Origin of the sequence: Pseudomonas purpurea (assembly GCF_039908635.1) — a bacterium.
GTDB lineage: Bacteria > Pseudomonadota > Gammaproteobacteria > Pseudomonadales > Pseudomonadaceae > Aquipseudomonas > Aquipseudomonas purpurea.
On the sequence record NZ_CP150918.1, the window covers coordinates 3,508,726 to 3,526,057 of the forward strand.

Genomic DNA, 17,332 nt, shown 5'->3' on the forward strand with positions numbered 1-17,332 from the left:
GCAAAAACGGCTCATGCTCTAAAAGCGCACAGGTTTGCTATCATCCCGGCCCTTCGTAATGGCCTTACCAGGTAGTCCTATGTCCGATCGCAGCGCTCGCCTTCACGTCCTCAAGCAAGCCCTCAAAGAGCGCATCCTGATTCTTGATGGTGGTATGGGCACGATGATCCAGAGCTACAAGCTCGAGGAACAGGACTATCGGGGCAAGCGTTTCGCCGACTGGCCGAGCGACGTCAAGGGCAACAACGACCTGCTGGTGCTGAGCCGCCCGGACGTGATCGGGGCCATCGAGAAACAATACCTGGATGCCGGCGCCGACATTCTGGAGACCAACACCTTCAACGCCACCCAGGTTTCCCAGGCCGACTACGGCATGCAGAGCCTGGCGTATGAGTTAAACGTAGAAGGCGCGCGCCTGGCACGCAAGGTCGCGGACGCCAAGACCCTCGAGACCCCGGACAAGCCACGTTTCGTCGCCGGCGTTCTCGGCCCTACCAGCCGCACCTGCTCGCTGTCGCCCGACGTGAACAACCCCGGCTACCGCAACGTGACCTTCGATGAACTGGTGGAAAACTACACCGAGGCCACCAAAGGCCTGATCGAAGGTGGTGCCGACCTGATCCTGATCGAAACCATTTTCGACACCCTGAACGCCAAAGCCGCGATTTTCGCCGTGCAAGGCGTGTTCGAGGACATCGGTTTCGAACTGCCGATCATGATTTCCGGGACCATCACCGATGCGTCCGGCCGCACCCTGTCGGGCCAGACCACCGAAGCCTTCTGGAACTCCGTCGCCCACGCCAAGCCGATTTCCGTCGGCCTGAACTGCGCCCTCGGCGCCCGTGAACTGCGGCCGTACCTGGAAGAGCTGTCGAACAAGGCCAGCACCTACGTGTCGGCGCACCCGAACGCCGGCCTGCCGAACGAATTCGGTGAATACGACGAACTGCCGGTGGAAACCGCCAAGGTCATCGAAGAGTTCGCCCAAAGCGGTTTCCTGAACATCGTCGGCGGCTGCTGCGGCACCACGCCGGGGCACATCGAAGCCATCGCCAACGCCGTCGCCGGTTATGCACCACGGCAGATTCCGGACATCCCCAAGGCGTGCCGCCTGTCGGGTCTGGAGCCGTTCACCATTGATCGCAGTTCGTTGTTCGTCAACGTCGGCGAGCGGACCAACATCACCGGTTCCGCCAAGTTCGCCCGGCTGATCCGCGAAGACAATTACACCGAAGCGCTGGAAGTCGCCCTGCAACAGGTCGAGGCCGGCGCGCAGGTGATCGACATCAACATGGACGAGGGCATGCTCGATTCGAAGAAGGCCATGGTGACCTTCCTCAATCTGATTGCCGGCGAGCCGGACATCTCCCGCGTGCCAATCATGATCGACTCCTCGAAATGGGAAGTGATCGAAGCCGGCCTCAAGTGCATCCAGGGCAAGGGCATCGTCAACTCCATCAGCATGAAGGAAGGCGTCGAGCAGTTCATTCACCACGCCAAACTGTGCAAGCGCTACGGCGCGGCCGTGGTGGTGATGGCCTTCGATGAAGTCGGCCAGGCCGACACCGAAGCGCGCAAGAAAGAAATCTGTAAACGCTCCTACGACATTCTGGTCAACGAAGTCGACTTCCCGCCGGAAGACATCATCTTTGACCCGAACATCTTCGCCGTTGCCACCGGCATCGAAGAACACAACAACTACGCGGTCGACTTCATCAACGCCTGCGCCTACATCCGCGACGAACTGCCTTACGCGCTGACCTCGGGCGGCGTATCCAACGTGTCATTCTCGTTCCGGGGCAACAACCCGGTGCGCGAAGCCATTCACTCGGTGTTCCTGCTGTATGCAATCCGCAACGGCCTGACCATGGGCATCGTCAACGCCGGGCAGTTGGAGATCTACGACCAGATCCCGGCCGAACTGCGCGACGCCGTTGAAGACGTGATCCTCAACCGCACGCCGGAAGGCACCGACGCCCTCCTCGCCATTGCCGACAAGTACAAGGGCGACGGCAGCGTGAAGGAAGCCGAGACCGAAGAATGGCGCAGCTGGGAGGTCAACAAGCGCCTGGAACATGCACTGGTCAAAGGCATCACCACGCACATCGTTGAAGACACCGAAGAGTCCCGCCAGTCCTTCGCCCGGCCGATCGAGGTCATCGAAGGCCCGCTGATGTCGGGCATGAACATCGTCGGCGACCTGTTCGGTGCCGGCAAAATGTTCCTGCCGCAGGTGGTGAAATCCGCCCGAGTGATGAAGCAGGCCGTGGCCCACTTGATCCCGTTCATCGAACTGGAAAAAGGCGACAAACCGGAAGCCAAGGGCAAAATCCTCATGGCCACGGTCAAGGGCGACGTGCACGATATCGGCAAGAACATCGTCGGCGTAGTGCTGGGCTGTAACGGCTACGACATCGTCGACCTCGGCGTGATGGTGCCGGCCGAGAAGATCCTGCAAGTGGCCAAAGAGCAAAAGTGCGACATCATCGGCCTGTCCGGCTTGATCACCCCGTCGCTGGACGAGATGGTCCACGTGGCCCGCGAGATGCAGCGCCAGGACTTCCACCTGCCGCTGATGATCGGCGGCGCGACGACGTCCAAGGCCCACACAGCGGTAAAAATCGAACCCAAGTACAGCAACGACGCGGTGGTCTACGTCACCGACGCCTCCCGCGCCGTGGGCGTGGCGACGCAATTGCTGTCCAAGGAACTGAAGGCCGGTTTCGTCGAAAGAACTCGCGCAGAATACGTTGAAGTCCGCGAGCGCACTGCCAACCGCAGCGCCCGCACCGAGCGCCTGAGCTACCCGGCGGCCATCGCCAAGAAGCCACAGTTCGACTGGAGCAGCTACGCGCCGGTAAAACCGACATTCACTGGCAGCAAAGTGCTGGATAACATCGACCTCAAGGTGCTGGCCGAATACATCGACTGGACGCCGTTCTTCATCTCCTGGGACCTGGCCGGCAAATTCCCGCGCATCCTTCAGGATGAAGTGGTCGGTGAAGCCGCCACCGCGCTGTACGCCGATGCCCAGGAAATGCTCGCCAAACTGATCGACGAAAAACTCATCAGCGCCCGCGCGGTGTTCGGCTTCTGGCCAGCCAATCAGGTGCACGACGATGACCTGGAAGTGTATGGCGATGACGGCAAGCCGATGGCCAGGCTGCATCACCTGCGCCAGCAGATCATCAAGACCGACGGCAAGCCGAACTTCTCCCTGGCGGACTTCGTGGCGCCTAAAGACAGCGGCGTGACCGACTACGTCGGTGGCTTCATTACCACCGCCGGGATCGGCGCCGAAGAAGTCGCCAAGGCCTATCAGGACGCTGGCGACGACTACAACTCGATCATGGTCAAGGCGCTGGCTGACCGCTTGGCCGAGGCCTGTGCCGAGTGGCTGCACCAACAAGTGCGTAAAGACTATTGGGGTTACGCCAAGGACGAAGTCCTGGACAACGATGCGCTGATCAAAGAGCAATACAGCGGCATCCGCCCTGCTCCGGGCTACCCGGGCCTGCCCGGATCACACCGAGAAAGGCACGCTGTTTACTTTGCTTGATCCTGAAGCCCGCGAAATGCAGGCCGGGCGCAGCGGCGTGTTCCTCACCGAGCACTACGCGATGTTCCCGGCCGCCGCCGTCAGCGGCTGGTACTTCGCTCACCCGCAGGCGCAGTACTTTGCCGTGGGCAAGGTCGACAAGGATCAGGTGCAAAGCTACACCGCGCGCAAAGGTCAGGAATTGAGCGTGAGCGAACGCTGGCTGGCGCCGAACCTGGGTTACGACAACTAAGTTGCTCTGTTAGCCACAATACTGTGGCCAACAGAACCCCTGTGGGAGCGAGCCTGCTCGCGATAGCGTACTGACAGTCGACATCAATGTTGACTCAAAGGTACTCATCGCGAGCAGGTTCGCTCCCACATTTGTTTGTGCAGGCCGTGGATTGTCTATGCTTGCCTCACACACATTCGTGTCGAGGGATTTATGGACGATCCAGACCACAACAAACCGCCGACCTTCTGGCAGATGCTGCACAGTGTCATGGCGGCGGCGTTCGGGGTGCAGAGCGGGAAAAACCGCGCCCGGGATTTCACCCACGGCAAACCCAGTCACTTCATGCTGCTGGGCATTCTCTTCACGGCGGTTTTCGCCTTGACGCTGTTTGGCATCGTCAAACTGGTGCTGCACCTGGCCGGGGTGTAACCGGCCTCAGTGCATGAGGGCTTGCAGGCTGAACGGGTAACGATAGGACGCTGGGCGGCCCTTCGCCGACAGGCTGCGAAAATCCACCCCGTAGTTCTGCGAGGTGCCCATCGTCAGCATCTGCCGGGCTTGTGCGTGGCTGATCACCTGCAGCAACGAGACCTGACGATCACGTCCGCCATACTTGCCGACTTCAACCCCCTGGTCGTAGTCATGCAATTGCACCAGCGCCCAGCCTCCCAGGCTGAAGTGCCCGCCCAGCAATACACTCAAACGCCCCTCAAGCAACGCCTGCAAGGCCGGCGGCGAGGTGTTGACCGCACTGAACAGCGCATCGCTGCCCGGTTTGCGCCCGCTTTCTTCGTAAGCCTGCATGGCCCCAAACGCCATTTCATCATTGGCCGACCACACCAGCGACACCTGCGGATACCGCTTGAACAGTACCTTGGCCTGCTCATAGGCGCGCTGGCGGCTCCAACGACTGCTGGCCACTTGGCGCAAGCGCACTTCGGGGTGCTCACGCAACGCCCGCAACATGCCCTTTTCACGCAACTGGGCCGCCGGGGTGATTTTCAAACCGGAAAAGGCCAGCAAATCGAGGGGCTGGCCGGGAGCGACGGGCGGATGGGCACGAATCAGCTCCTTGAGCATCAGGTAACCGCCCTCCTCGTCGTTGGTCACCAGGCTCCCCAGCCAGTTGGGGTATTTTTCCTGACGATCACCCAGCAGGCTGAGCTGATCAGCCGTAAGCGAGTTGTTGACGATGAACAGCTTCACCCCGCTGCCCTGGGACAGGCGCAGGATTTCCGGCGCCACGTACTGTTCGTTGACGAACACCAGATAGTCGGGGCGATGAGGCCCCTGGAGGGCTTCGCGCGCCTGCCGGACCGTGGTTTCAGCCACGCGCTCGGAATACAGCACCTGCAAGTCCATGCCCAGGTCCTGGGCCGCCGCCTGCATGAACTGAGAATAACTGACCCAGAAGTTCTCCTTGGCCGTACCTGGATTAAGGAACAGCACCGACGTCGCTTGCGCACAGGCGCCATACGTCACGCCGAACGTCAGCAATACGCCACAAAGAAACTTCAACATGGTTATCCGAGCCCCGGAAATTAGCCGCGCAGTATAACGAGCGAAATGCCACAACTGCGCTTAATTGCCGTTTTTGTCCGACAATTATCGGTTCAGGGCCCGGAGGGCTGACTTACTGATGGCTCACCCAGAAGACTGCTGTGCCCACGACCAGGATGATCAAGAAAAGAATCGCCCATGCGTCGACGCTGCTATCGCTTTTCCTTGCTTTGGTTGGGTTGCTCATTGCATCGCCTCTTGTCGGTTTTATCGGTGACTGCATAAACACTCGACCACAGTTAAGTAGAGGATTGCCCACACCACAAATATGGGTAAGACAATAATCAGTCTCATTAGTCGATTTGGTTCTTTCCATATACTAAAACATCACTTTTGCGCATAAACCCAAACTGGTATCTTGCCCCGGCTCCGTGGGGAGTGCGCGGCCGTGCGCGCAGAATTGCCAAGGCAGTATCCGAATCCAGCGAGCAAAAGACGCAGCGGTTTCCGATCGGCCCAAGCCTGAGAACAGGATCTATATGTACGTATATGACGAGTACGATCAGCGGATCATCGAGGACCGCGTCAAGCAGTTCCGTGATCAGACCCGACGCTATCTGGCAGGCGAGCTGAGCGAAGAAGAATTCCGCCCCCTGCGCCTGCAAAATGGTCTCTACATCCAGCGTTTCGCCCCGATGCTGCGGGTCGCCGTGCCCTATGGCCAACTGACTTCGCGCCAGACGCGAATGATGGCCAAGATCGCCCGCGACTACGACAAGGGCTACGCCCACATCAGTACCCGCCAGAACGTGCAGTTCAACTGGCCGGCGCTGGAAGACATCCCGGACATCCTCGCCGAACTGGCCACCGTGCAGATGCACGCGATCCAGACCAGCGGCAACTGCCTGCGCAACGTCACCACCGACCAGTTCGCCGGTGTCGCTGCCGACGAGTTGGTCGACCCGCGTCCGTGGTGCGAAATCGTCCGCCAGTGGACCACATTCCACCCGGAATTCGCCTACCTGCCGCGCAAGTTCAAGATCGCCATCAACGGCTCGACCTCGGACCGTGCAGCCATCGAAGTTCACGACATCGGCCTTGAGCCGGTGCTCAACGCTGCCGGCGAGCTGGGGTTCCGCGTGCTGGTGGGCGGCGGTCTCGGCCGTACGCCAGTGGTCGGCGCGTTCATCAACGAGTTCCTGCCGTGGCAAGACCTGTTGAGCTACCTCGACGCCATTCTGCGGGTGTACAACCGCTACGGCCGTCGTGACAACAAGTACAAGGCGCGGATCAAGATCCTGGTCAAGGCCCTCACGCCTGAAGTCTTCGCACAGAAAGTCGACGCGGAAATGGAACACCTTCGCGGTGGCCAGACCACGCTGACCGACGCCGAAGTTCACCGCGTAGCCAAACACTTCGTCGACCCGGACTACAAAGTCCTGAACGATCAAGCGACAGAGCTGGCCGAACTCGACAAGCAGCATCCGGGTTTCGCCCGCTGGCGCACCCGTAACACCCTGGCCCACAAAAAGCCCGGCTACGTAGCCGTAACCCTGTCGCTCAAACCGACCGGTGTTGCCCCCGGCGACCTGACCGACAAGCAACTCGATGGCGTCGCGGACCTGGCCGACCGCTACAGCTTCGGTCAACTGCGCACCTCCCATGAGCAGAACATCATTCTGGCCGACGTTGAACAACAGCACTTGTTCGCCATGTGGGGCGAACTGCGCGAGCAGGGTTTCGCCACGCCGAACATCGGCCTGTTGACCGACATCATCTGCTGCCCTGGCGGCGATTTCTGCTCCCTGGCCAACGCCAAGTCGATCCCGATTGCCGAGGCCATCCAGCGTCGTTTCGATGACCTGGACTACCTGTTCGACATCGGCGAACTGGACCTGAACATCTCCGGCTGCATGAACGCCTGTGGTCACCACCACGTTGGCCACATCGGCATCCTCGGGGTGGACAAGAAAGGTGAAGAGTTCTATCAGGTTTCCCTCGGTGGCAGCGCCAGCCGCGACGCCAGCCTGGGCAAGATCCTCGGCCCGTCCTTCGCCCAGGACGCCATGCCCGACGTGATCTCGAAGCTGATCGACGTGTACGTGGAACAACGTACCGAAGACGAGCGCTTCATCGACACCTACCAACGTATCGGCATCGACCTCTTCAAGGAACGCGTCTATGCAGCGAATCATTAAGAACAACGAGGTTGTCGACGAAACCTGGCACCTGCTGCCCAAGGACGCGACCCTTGACGGTATTTCCAACTGCGACGACCTGATCGTGCCGCTGGCCCTGTGGCGTGACCATGCTCACGCCCTCAAGGCCCGTGACGGTGGCTTGGGTGTGTGGCTGGACGCAGACGAAGAAGCCGAAGAAATCGGTGACGACGTGGCCGAGTTCCAGGTGATCGCCTTGAACTTCCCGGCCTTCACCGACGGACGCAACTACTCCAACGCCCGCCTGCTGCGTGACCGTTATGGTTACAAAGGCGAACTGCGGGCCATTGGCGATGTATTGCGCGACCAACTGTTCTACCTGCGTCGCTGCGGTTTCGACGCTTATGCGTTACGCGCCGACAAAGACCCGTACGAAGCCCTTGAAAGCCTCAAGGACTTTTCGGTGACCTACCAGGCCGCCACCGACGAACCGCTGCCGTTGTTCCGTCGCCGCTGATTGGCAAAAAACCTTGGGCCCGGCGCATGTGCCGGGACTCAAGGTTGTTCATGTCGGCTACAGCCCCCCGCTCCGCCTACGGCGCTTGAAGAGCCTCGCCATCGAGCCTGGCTTTTTTCACCGACAGCTCCTTGAATGAAGTGATTCTGTCTTCCAGTCGTTCGAAACTGGAAAACGGGTTATCTCCATCGAGGGCCGCCCATTCCACATCATGAAACAACGCCTGGCAAAGCCCCTGCGACGCATCCATTTCGTCCAGCATGCGCCACACACGCCTCTGTAACGCTGCGTAATCCACCTGGAAATCCGCTGTGCGCGTCAGTACTTCCAGAGTGCCGAAAAAGCGGCTGCTGCCCTCTTTTGCCAAAATACGCTGCCAACGCGGTATCTGCTGTGTCGCTTGCTCTCCAGAAAGCCCCGTCAACCATGGGGCTAGCCGAACAACACCCTCAGCCCCCGGCCCCATCCATAGATTGATCCCGGTCTGTTTGCGATGGTCGATGACCCACTGCAAACTGTCTTCATCCGTTAACGGATTGCCCGCAAGCAAGACGTTACCCTTGACCACCGACTGCTTTCGAACCGCTTCCGGCACTCGGGTAATCTGGTTATCACGCAGGTCCAGCCGTTCCAGGTAAGGACGATCGAGTATGCCGATCGGGCAAGACTTGAGACCTGCCCCGCGCAGCATGAGTTGACGTAATCCCGTCATCTGAATCACCAGCGGCGGAACACCGAGCGGGTTTTCGCTGAGATCAAGAACCTGAAGTCGTTTCAGCCCGGCGAGTTGGCCAGCAGTTTCCTCCGTCAGGACCAGCCTGGTCGCCTTTAGATTAAGCACTTCAAGCAGAGGCAACTGAGCGATGGCAGGCGGCAAGCGACCAACCTCGATTCCATTCTGATCAAACAGGCGTAAATCGACGCCCTGCATATTCAAGGTGCGCAGATTGGGAAAACACTCAAGGAATCCGTTAAGGCTACCGCGCTGCTTCAACTCGAAATTCGGCATGGTGAGCGCCACCACGTCGTTCAACTTGACGTTGAGTTGCGGGAGGCTGTGCATCTGCTCAAAGTCCATGTCCAGGTGAAAGCCGATAAACCGACCGTCCCGATAGACCCTGCTGGCTGGCCCGCTACGCTTTTGCCAAATGGCGATCAGTTCCTCGGCCAGCTCATATCGGGCCTCGCGCTCAAGCTCCATCCACTCATCGATGCGCGCGTCATTCTCCGCCTCGATGTCGGCCTCGCTCATTCCCTGCGCTTCCTCATCCCCCGCCAACAAAAGCTCGATATCCATATCCTCGACAGCATCGCTTACGTCTTCGACCCAACCGGTGATGTCGACTCGCAGTTGCTCGGCCTGCAACCTCAACCGATAAAGATCAGCCTGAGCCTGGGCACCCGCATTCAACAGAAACTCATCCGCTTGCTCACTCGTAAAAGCAGGATAAATCTCTTTGACCTGGAGCCTCATGATCTCTGTGGACAGCTCCCCGGGCTGGCCAGTGCCTGGGAAACCACCGCCTCGCAACCCGATACGCCGGAACGTCAACCCGGAGTCCATCCGGTGCAGCCCGAGCATCAGCTCGGAGCGCGGCAGTGCGCTCTCGCGGATCTTGAGCTGCAAATCGTGCCATTCATCCTGGGGACGCAACCCCAGCGCGGAACGTTGCTCTTGCGGCAAAAGACCGAGCAGCGCCTGATCAAAATCAGCGGTATCGACTATCCCCTGCGGCGTGTGTCGCTGATACCGGGCGCCCTGCCTGATCAGTTGCCACCGAACGGCGGCACCTTGAGGCCCCATGCTGTCCAGCACCTTCGCTCCGGCTTCCCCGTCGAGCACCTCGATGCGGATGTCTCGCGACCAGCCCGGCAGCCGTTCCAACGTATGCAAGACGAGTACGTCGGTGTCGGCATTTTTGACCGATTTCAGATACAGCCCTTCATAGGCACGGCACAGGCGCACATGTTGCTCATACTGTTGCGCCTTGCTGCGCAACTGCCCCAGCACTCGCTTGGTGTCTGCCAGTGGGTGGGGCACATCGATGTCCACCCCCGACCTGTCGAGCATTTGCTCCACCGCACTTTTCGGCAAGCCTGGATACTCGTGTCGAAACAGCTTCACAATCGCGTGATCGGATTGCTGTAGCGCCTCATAACGTGCGTTGAACCTTGCCGCGCGCGAGCCCTTTGCCTGTTCGCTCTCCAATGCGCCCTCGGGCAGTTGACCAATGACTTGCTGCAAGTCCCGGTCGATCGTGAAGCGACTGATAGTGTCCGCCAGCACCGGAGACGGTGCCCGCTGCCCCGCGTGTATCAGGCGCAATACGTCATCGTCCACCGCACTGACGTGACCAATCTGGGCCAGGACCTCATCGTTGAATGACTCGACACCTGGGCCAATACCCCGCAACAACCGGGTGCGCTCGTCAAGTGACAAGGTGGGCGCCACCCCATCCAGGATGGGCTCAGCCCGAAGGGGGCCATCGATAACATCCGGTGAGAGGCCTGGCTCTTGCGGTGCGGTAGTGGCAACGGCTGCCTGCTCTTCACTCTTGACGGCAACACCCGCCACAGCCAACGGCAGCGCATTGAGCAAACCGAACACGGTACGCGTGATGCCGGCGGATCGCTCCTCGGGTGTCTTGCCATCAACCGCCTCGGCCAGGCCATAACCGGCATCGATCAAACCGGCCAACCCCAGCAGCCCCTCGCCCCCTGGAACAAACAAGGCCAAGGGGCCGAAGCGGTTGATCCATTGCACAACCGGTTCGACCACCGCGCTCAAATCGTCACGGTTGACCTGTGCGTCGTCACGAATGGTTTCAATGCTCGCCAGCGCTGCCTGCTTCATGACCAACACCCACTGCGCGAAAGGGTCAGTCGGTGGCGACGGCTCGACATGAACGTAGTCAGCCGGGGCCCAATAGCCATCGTCGTTGAAAAAACCGTGGCCCTTGTTCATCCGATGCTGCCGGGGATAAACCGCCATGCCGTCGAGGGCACTCAGCACCCCACTGTGAAACGTGCCGTCCTGTTGATCATCGTCAGTAAAGTGCGCGGCCAGTGCCTGCTTTTTCGCGCGGTCTCTTGCCGCATCCACGACCCATCGGCACAGCGCCTGATGGTCGGAAAACTCGTGGAAGGGCGAAGCGTTGCCGGGAACATAAAGCAAAAGCCGTTGGCTGGTCCTGCGCCTGAAACACCAGATGTCGGTTGAGACGTAGCGATAAAGGCTCAAGCGGGCCACCTCCAAGGCTGGCCCGGTGATGGAAACGGACTGCAACTGCCCCGCCGTGAGATGCTCCCATGATTGCCCGGCCTCAAGCCCGGCGGCCAGCAACGCGACGCCGAGCGCGTCGTCGCTCAGGCTGTTTTCCTGATGTTGCAGGTACGCGGCCATGACAAATGCAGCCTTCACTGCGCTGCGCAACGGGTAGGCGTGCCTTGCCAGAATGGCCTCATCGGACGGCCAGGAGCGATTGAGGTAGGTCGTGAATTGGTCCTTGAACTCCAGCGTCCACACCCACTTCTTGAACTCGGCAGGTTGCAGCTTGAGCTGCGTCCCTGGCCCATAGACTTGCGGCTCGGTACGACGGTAAATGCCCTCGTAATCGTTGTAGCCACCCCCTGGATTGACGGATTCGTCCACCTCGACAATCCGGACCTGTGGCCCCACGACAGGCGGCGTGTACAGACCGAACGCCGTCTCGCCAAAACGCCCTGCCCCCACGGTCTGGTAATTGCTCAGCAACGCCTGAACGAGGGTTTGGGTCGTTCGAACCTTGCCCAGGTGAACGCCCTGTTGTGCGGGGTACGCCTGAAAATCGTAAACGAGGTCGACCAGTTGAGCCGACAGCGGCTCTGGGCCCCAACGGTCTTCAATCATTTTTGCGGCGAATTGCGCCGGGGTCATGGGCAGCACGGTGTCCAGCGCGAGGCTGGAAAACCGTTCACGGGTGGCAGGAGAGACTGGCTTTGGGTCGGAATGGCTTTGACTGTCGAACGCCCTCATTTGCAATCCTTTGCAGTTGACTGGGGAGTTGAAAGCTTATGCGTCGCTCGCAGAATCAAATGCAGGAAATGTCTTCAATCAGGTTCGAAAACACGACAGCCTGAAACGTATTGGAAGAAGGGATAAGTGCTGCGCGACTTTTTGCAAACGTCGGGCATTGCACCCGACGTTCCATTCCAAAAACCTTGCCCGCCGACTCGACGGGAAAGGCCTCGGGGGTTCTTACCAGAAGCGCTGCTGGGTCAAACGGCTCCACCAGGTCAGCAGCAAACGATCAACCGAGCCGCTGGCGGCCAGGCCGACACGTTCTTGCAGGCTTTTGCGCTCGGCGTAGTGCAGGTGAAACAGCTCCGCCCCCTTGGCGCGCTCAGCGAGGTACTCGTCGCTGGTTTTCAGCTCATCCACCAGGCGTTTATCCAGTGCGGCGACACCCAGCCAGACTTCACCGGTTGCCACTTCATCAATGGCCAGTTGCGGGCGATAGCGCGAAACGAAGTTCTTGAACAGTTCATGGGTGACGTCCAGGTCTTCCTGGAATTTCTCACGGCCCTTCTCGGTGTTTTCGCCAAACACGGTCAAGGTGCGTTTGTACTCACCGGCGGTCAGCACTTCAAAGTCGATGTCGTGTTTTTTCAGCAGGCGGTTGACGTTGGGCAACTGAGCTACCACACCGATTGATCCAAGAATGGCGAACGGCGCACTGATAATTTTCTCGCCGATACACGCCATCATGTAGCCGCCGCTCGCCGCGACCTTGTCGATACACACGGTCAATGGCACGCCGGCCCTGACGGATCCGCGCCAATTGCGAAGACGCAAGGCCATAGCTGTGGACCATGCCGCCGCCGCTTTCCAGGCGCAACACCACTTCGTCCTTGGACGTGGCCAGGCTCAGCAGTGCGGTGATTTCGTGGCGCAGGCTTTCGGTGGCCGACGCCTTGATGTCGCCGTCAAAATCCAGCACGAACACCCGTGGCTTGGCCTCGGGTTTCTTCTTCTGTTTTTTCTCGGATTTGGCTTCGGATTTGCGCAAGGCCTTGAGCTGGTCCTTGTCGAGCAACGTCTGTTCAAGGCGTTCACGCAAGTCTTTGTAGAAATCGTTGAGCTTGCTGACCTGCAACTGACCGGCCGACTTGCGCCGTCCTTTGCTGCGCAACGCTGCAAAACTCGCCAGCACCACCAGAATGGCGATGACCAGGGTGACGGTTTTGGCCAGAAAACTGGCGTACTCGGCGAAAAACTCCACAGGGGCTCCTTAAATACGGTGCGCCGCTGAACGCAAGCGCGAGATACCGTCAGCATACCCATGGGACCGCGTCGCGGCCAGTCGTGAAACCTCCGGTAACGGCCCTCCAACGAGCATTTCAAACAAGCGTATGTTTTTTCATTGACAGCTCACCGGCATCCTCATAACCTCGCCAAACCTTCAACGTACCGGGACGACGCGGACGTGGGCAGCATCTATTTGATTCGACATGGCCAGGCCTCCTTCGGTGCGCACGACTACGACGTGCTGTCGCCGACCGGCATTCGCCAGGCAGAAGTGCTCGGCAGCCATCTGGCGGAACTGGGCCTGAATTTCGATCGCTGCCTGTCAGGTGACCTGCGTCGCCAGCAACACACCGCCAACAGTGCGCTGGCACAGTTCACCACTGCGGGCCTGCCGGTACCGCCCCTGGAGATTGACGCCGCATTCAACGAGTTCGACGCCGAGGCAGTCATTCGGGCGCTGCTGCCGGACATGCTGCCCCAGGAACCCGAAGCCCTGCACATCCTGCGTAATGCCGCGCAAAACCGTGGCGAGTTCCAACGCATCTTCGCCTTGATCATCGAGCGCTGGCTCGCCGGCACCTACGACCCACCGGGTCTGGAAAGCTGGCTGGGTTTTGTCGAGCGGGTTCAGGGCGGTCTGCAACGTATTCTCGACCGGGCCGATGACACCCAGCAAATCGCCGTGTTCACCTCCGGCGGCACCATCACGGCCCTGCTCCACCTGATGACCCAAATGCCGGCCAGGCAGGCGTTTGAATTGAACTGGCAAATCGTTAACACCTCGCTCAACCAACTCAAGTTTCGTGGTCGCGAGGTGTCCCTGGCTTCCTTCAACAGTCATGCACACCTGCAACTGTTGAAGGCCCCGGAACTCATCACCTTTCGCTGAGTCCGGATAACTGTGACCCTTGCTGTAACACTTCATAAAAGGATCGAACCATGACCTCCGTAGCTGACGCCGTACAAGCAATGAAAGCCAAGTTCAACCCAGCCGCTGCTGCCGGCCTGGACCTGGTTTTCGGTTTCCGCATCGACGAAGAAAAGAACTTCTCGCTGATCGTCAAAGACGGCACCTGCGACCTGCAAGAAGGCGTGAACCCGGACGCCCAGGTGACTCTGGTGATGGACGGTGAAACCCTGGAAGGCATCGTCGACGGTTCGACCGACGGCATGCAGGCGTTCATGGGCGGCAAACTGCGCGCTGAAGGCGACATGATGCTGGCCATGAAACTGTCCGAGCTGTTCCCGGCCTAAGGCATTGGCTCCTGGTTTCAGGAGCCATCTGCGGCTGCATACGAGTCCCGCCTGATGGCGGGATTCGTCGTTTCTACAGGTTCTAAATTGCTGACCCGGCATCGACTTGCGATTGAGCGACAGTGATTCCCGGGGCTGCCCGTCGGGGGAATCAATGATGCAAATGCTTGAACACGTAACTCACCAGGTCGGTATAAACAAACCCCGGCACCTGCGGGTTGTGCAGCCGTGGCGCATCCAGCAGCGCCAACTGACAGTCCCAGACCATTTCCCGACGATCACGCCGCAGGCTGATTTCAGCATTCACCAGAGTGGTGTAGGCCGCATGGCAGGTCCGTGCAACGGTGCCGGGCGCACGTTCGATCGCGACCGTGTTGTCAGCCGCTGCCAGGGTGACGCCCTTACGGTCGACCACCGATTGCGGGGTCAGTTTGCCGACCGCATCACACAGGCTGCGGCACACGACTTTACGCGCTTTGAGCTCACCGAACCCACGCTCGTAAAGGGTGATTTCAGCGCCGATTTTCTGCGCGCAGGCGTTCTCGAAAGCATCCAGTACCACCTGCGCATTGCCCAGGCTGGCGTCCAGCTCCGAAGCCTTGAGAAAGCGCTCCAGTTGCTTGTCCTTGAGACTGTGCAGGCCACGGGTGATCGTTGACAAATGGGTGAACTCTTTTTTGCAAGCCACCACATGCACTTCAAATTGGTAACCCGCCGCCACGGCCAGCGGCGGGAATGCCGCAAAGTCTGCGGTGTCCAGTGCCGACTCCATGATGATGCTGTACTGCTCGCCGTAAGCTTTTCCAAAAATCTTCGCGCACACCGCTCGCACAAAACCCTCGGTGTGTTCGTACACGTGCAGCACGCCCTTGGGCTCCATCTGCGCATAGTGAGGGTGTTTTTTGCGGTACTCGGGCAGGTACAGCCGGATGTAGTTCGCGTAACGGCCGGTCTTGAGCAATGACTCTTCCAGCAGATAGGTTTTCCCCGAGCCCTGGATGCCGGCCACAATCAGCATCTTGGGGTCGGTGCTGATGACCTTGCAGCTGAACAGCCCGGCGCTGATCGCGAGGAACGCCTCGTGGACCTCTGCGTCCGTGTATGAATAGTCGTTTTGAGTAGGCACCGAAATGAACTTCCTTTAAGTGAATGAGCGGTCCTCGTCCTGAAGCCCGGCCCTCACTTTACCGGCTGGTGCGCCGCATAAAACCCTAGATAGTTACCGCCTCGGCAGACCTCGAAATCACGTCGCCGCCGACAAACGACGCCGCCAACAACTCTCGCGTGTACGGGTGCCGCGCCGAGCGGAACAGCTCATCCGTGGCCCCGCGCTCCAGCACCTGGCCGTCCTTCATTACGATCAGGTCATGGGCCAGCGCCTGCACCACCGCCAAATCGTGGCTGATGAACAGATAGGTCAGGCCATGCTCTTGCTGCAACCGCCGCAACAACGCCACGACCTGCTTTTGTACCGTGCGGTCGAGTGCCGAGGTTGGTTCGTCGAGCAGGATCAGGTCGGGCTTGAGCACCAACGCCCGAGCGATAGCGATACGTTGGCGCTGGCCACCGGAAAACTCGTGGGGATAGCGGTGTCGGGTCGCCGGGTCGAGGCCCACTTCGTGCAGCACCTCGATCACCGCTTGCTCCCGTTGCTCGGCATTCAGGTCGCTGTGCACCTGCAAACCTTCGGCGATGATCTGTTGCACGCTCAGGCGCGGGCTGAGGCTGCCGAACGGGTCCTGGAAAACCACTTGCAGGCGCTTGCGCAACGGGCGCAGTTGTTTGCCGCTCAGGGTCTCCAGCGCCTGCCCCTGAAAGCGAATGCTGCCCTCGGCGTCGATCAGCCGCAGGATCGCCTGGCCCAGCGTGGACTTGCCCGAACCCGACTCGCCGACGATGCCCAGCGTTTTGCCCCGTTGCAGTTGCAGGTCGATGCCGTCCACCGCTTTGAGGTAGCGCCTGGGGCGCAGCCATCCGCCGCCCTGATCGAACCAGACTTTCAACTGCCGCACATCGAGCACGGTTTCCGTGGCCGGGCCGGGTAACGCACGTCCCTGAGGTTCGGCATTGAGCAATTGAATGCTGTAAGGATGCTGCGGCGCGCAGAACAACCATTCGCAATCGGCCTGCTCGACGATCTCCCCGCCGCGCATCACCGCCACGCGCTGGGCGATGTTGCGCACCAGATTGAGGTCGTGGCTGATGATCAGCAACGCCATGCCCAGCCGCTGTTGCAGGTCCTTGAGCAGCCGCAGGATCTTGCGTTGCACCGTGACATCCAGCGCGGTGGTCGGCTCGTCGGCGATCAGCAGTTCCGGTTCGCAGGCCAGCGCCATGGCAATCATCACCCGTTGCCGCTGGCCGCCGGAGAGTTGATGGGGATAAGCCTTGAGTCGGGTTGTGGGCTGCGCGATGCCGACCATTTCCAGCAGTTCCAGAATGCGTTTGCGCGCCGCAATGCCCGCCAGCCCTTTGTGCAGGCTCAAGGTTTCACCCAGTTGCCGCTCCACGGTGTGCAGCGGATTGAGCGAACTCATCGGCTCCTGGAAGATCATCGCGATGCGATTGCCGCGCAGTTGCTGCAGACGTTTGGCCGAGGCGCCCAACAGTTATTCTCCGTGATAACGGATGCTGCCGTCGATACGGGTGGTGGCCGGGTCAAGCAATTGCAGGACGCTGTGGGCCGTCACCGACTTGCCGGAGCCGGATTCGCCCACCAACGCCAGGCACTCGCCAGGGCGAATGTCCAGGTCAATGCCGTGGACCACTTCGCCCGCGTTGAAGGCGATTCGCAGGTTACGCAGTTCAATCAGGTTTTCGCTCATGTCAGGTTCTCGGCTCA

At 59.9% G+C, this 17,332-nt stretch carries 8 protein-coding genes and 3 pseudogenes; 6 read left to right on the forward strand and 5 right to left on the reverse strand.

The window, feature by feature from the left end:
- The first annotated feature begins 79 nt into the window (after window positions 1–79).
- Window positions 80–3,791: pseudogene (gene metH / locus AABM54_RS15785) on the forward strand (methionine synthase).
- Window positions 3,792–3,983: 192 nt separating this feature from the next.
- Window positions 3,984–4,202, forward strand: a complete 219-nt coding sequence (locus tag AABM54_RS15790; protein WP_347900917.1) for a DUF2970 domain-containing protein — start codon at window positions 3,984–3,986, stop codon at window positions 4,200–4,202.
- A 6-nt stretch (window positions 4,203–4,208) separates the two neighbouring features.
- On the opposite strand, the gene AABM54_RS15795 is transcribed toward AABM54_RS15790, so the two are convergent.
- A complete protein-coding gene (locus AABM54_RS15795) occupies window positions 4,209–5,294 on the reverse strand; it encodes an ABC transporter substrate-binding protein (protein WP_347900919.1) in 1,086 nt (361 codons plus the stop codon).
- Window positions 5,295–5,812: 518 nt separating this feature from the next.
- Between AABM54_RS15795 and AABM54_RS15800 the strand changes: the two genes are divergently transcribed.
- Together AABM54_RS15800 and AABM54_RS15805 are read left to right on the forward strand one after the other, a co-directional pair.
- Complete coding sequence (locus AABM54_RS15800) at window positions 5,813–7,471, forward strand: nitrite/sulfite reductase (RefSeq protein ID WP_347900920.1); 1,659 nt, start codon at window positions 5,813–5,815, stop codon at window positions 7,469–7,471.
- Entirely contained in the window at window positions 7,455–7,949 is a 495-nt protein-coding gene (locus AABM54_RS15805) for a DUF934 domain-containing protein (RefSeq protein ID WP_347900922.1), read from the forward strand. The genes AABM54_RS15800 and AABM54_RS15805 overlap by 17 nt, the downstream gene beginning before the upstream one ends.
- A 76-nt stretch (window positions 7,950–8,025) precedes the next feature.
- On the opposite strand, the gene AABM54_RS15810 is transcribed toward AABM54_RS15805, so the two are convergent.
- Both AABM54_RS15810 and sohB read right to left on the reverse strand, forming a co-directional pair.
- Window positions 8,026–11,964 (reverse strand): DUF6543 domain-containing protein, encoded by a 3,939-nt coding sequence (locus tag AABM54_RS15810; protein WP_347900923.1) that lies wholly within the window; start codon window positions 11,962–11,964, stop codon window positions 8,026–8,028.
- Window positions 11,965–12,186: 222 nt separating this feature from the next.
- Window positions 12,187–13,210: pseudogene (sohB, locus tag AABM54_RS15815) on the reverse strand (protease SohB).
- Between the two features lie 204 nt (window positions 13,211–13,414).
- On the opposite strand from sohB, the gene AABM54_RS15820 reads away from it, so the two are divergent.
- Together AABM54_RS15820 and AABM54_RS15825 are read left to right on the forward strand one after the other, a co-directional pair.
- Entirely contained in the window at window positions 13,415–14,125 is a 711-nt protein-coding gene (locus AABM54_RS15820; protein ID WP_347900925.1) for a histidine phosphatase family protein, read from the forward strand.
- 50 nt (window positions 14,126–14,175) lie between these two features.
- The gene (locus tag AABM54_RS15825; RefSeq protein ID WP_347900927.1) at window positions 14,176–14,490 is read left to right on the forward strand and encodes an SCP2 sterol-binding domain-containing protein; all 315 of its coding nucleotides are present in this window, start codon (window positions 14,176–14,178) and stop codon (window positions 14,488–14,490) included.
- Window positions 14,491–14,641: 151 nt separating this feature from the next.
- Here AABM54_RS15825 and AABM54_RS15830 read toward each other — a convergent pair whose 3' ends face one another.
- Window positions 14,642–15,616: a zeta toxin family protein gene (locus AABM54_RS15830; RefSeq protein ID WP_347900929.1), complete on the reverse strand. Its 975-nt coding sequence runs from the start codon at window positions 15,614–15,616 to the stop codon at window positions 14,642–14,644.
- A gap of 85 nt (window positions 15,617–15,701) precedes the next feature.
- Window positions 15,702–17,315, reverse strand: a pseudogene (locus AABM54_RS15835) (ABC transporter ATP-binding protein).
- Window positions 17,316–17,332 lie beyond the last annotated feature (17 nt).

Coding starts and splice junctions, on each gene's coding strand:
- AABM54_RS15810 (WP_347900923.1), bottom strand. CDS start 11,964: ATGAGGGCGTTCGACAGTCAAAGCCATTCCGACCCAAAGCCAGTCTCT.
- AABM54_RS15800 (WP_347900920.1), top strand. CDS start 5,813: ATGTACGTATATGACGAGTACGATCAGCGGATCATCGAGGACCGCGTC.
- AABM54_RS15825 (WP_347900927.1), top strand. CDS start 14,176: ATGACCTCCGTAGCTGACGCCGTACAAGCAATGAAAGCCAAGTTCAAC.
- AABM54_RS15790 (WP_347900917.1), top strand. CDS start 3,984: ATGGACGATCCAGACCACAACAAACCGCCGACCTTCTGGCAGATGCTG.
- AABM54_RS15795 (WP_347900919.1), bottom strand. CDS start 5,294: ATGTTGAAGTTTCTTTGTGGCGTATTGCTGACGTTCGGCGTGACGTAT.
- AABM54_RS15805 (WP_347900922.1), top strand. CDS start 7,455: ATGCAGCGAATCATTAAGAACAACGAGGTTGTCGACGAAACCTGGCAC.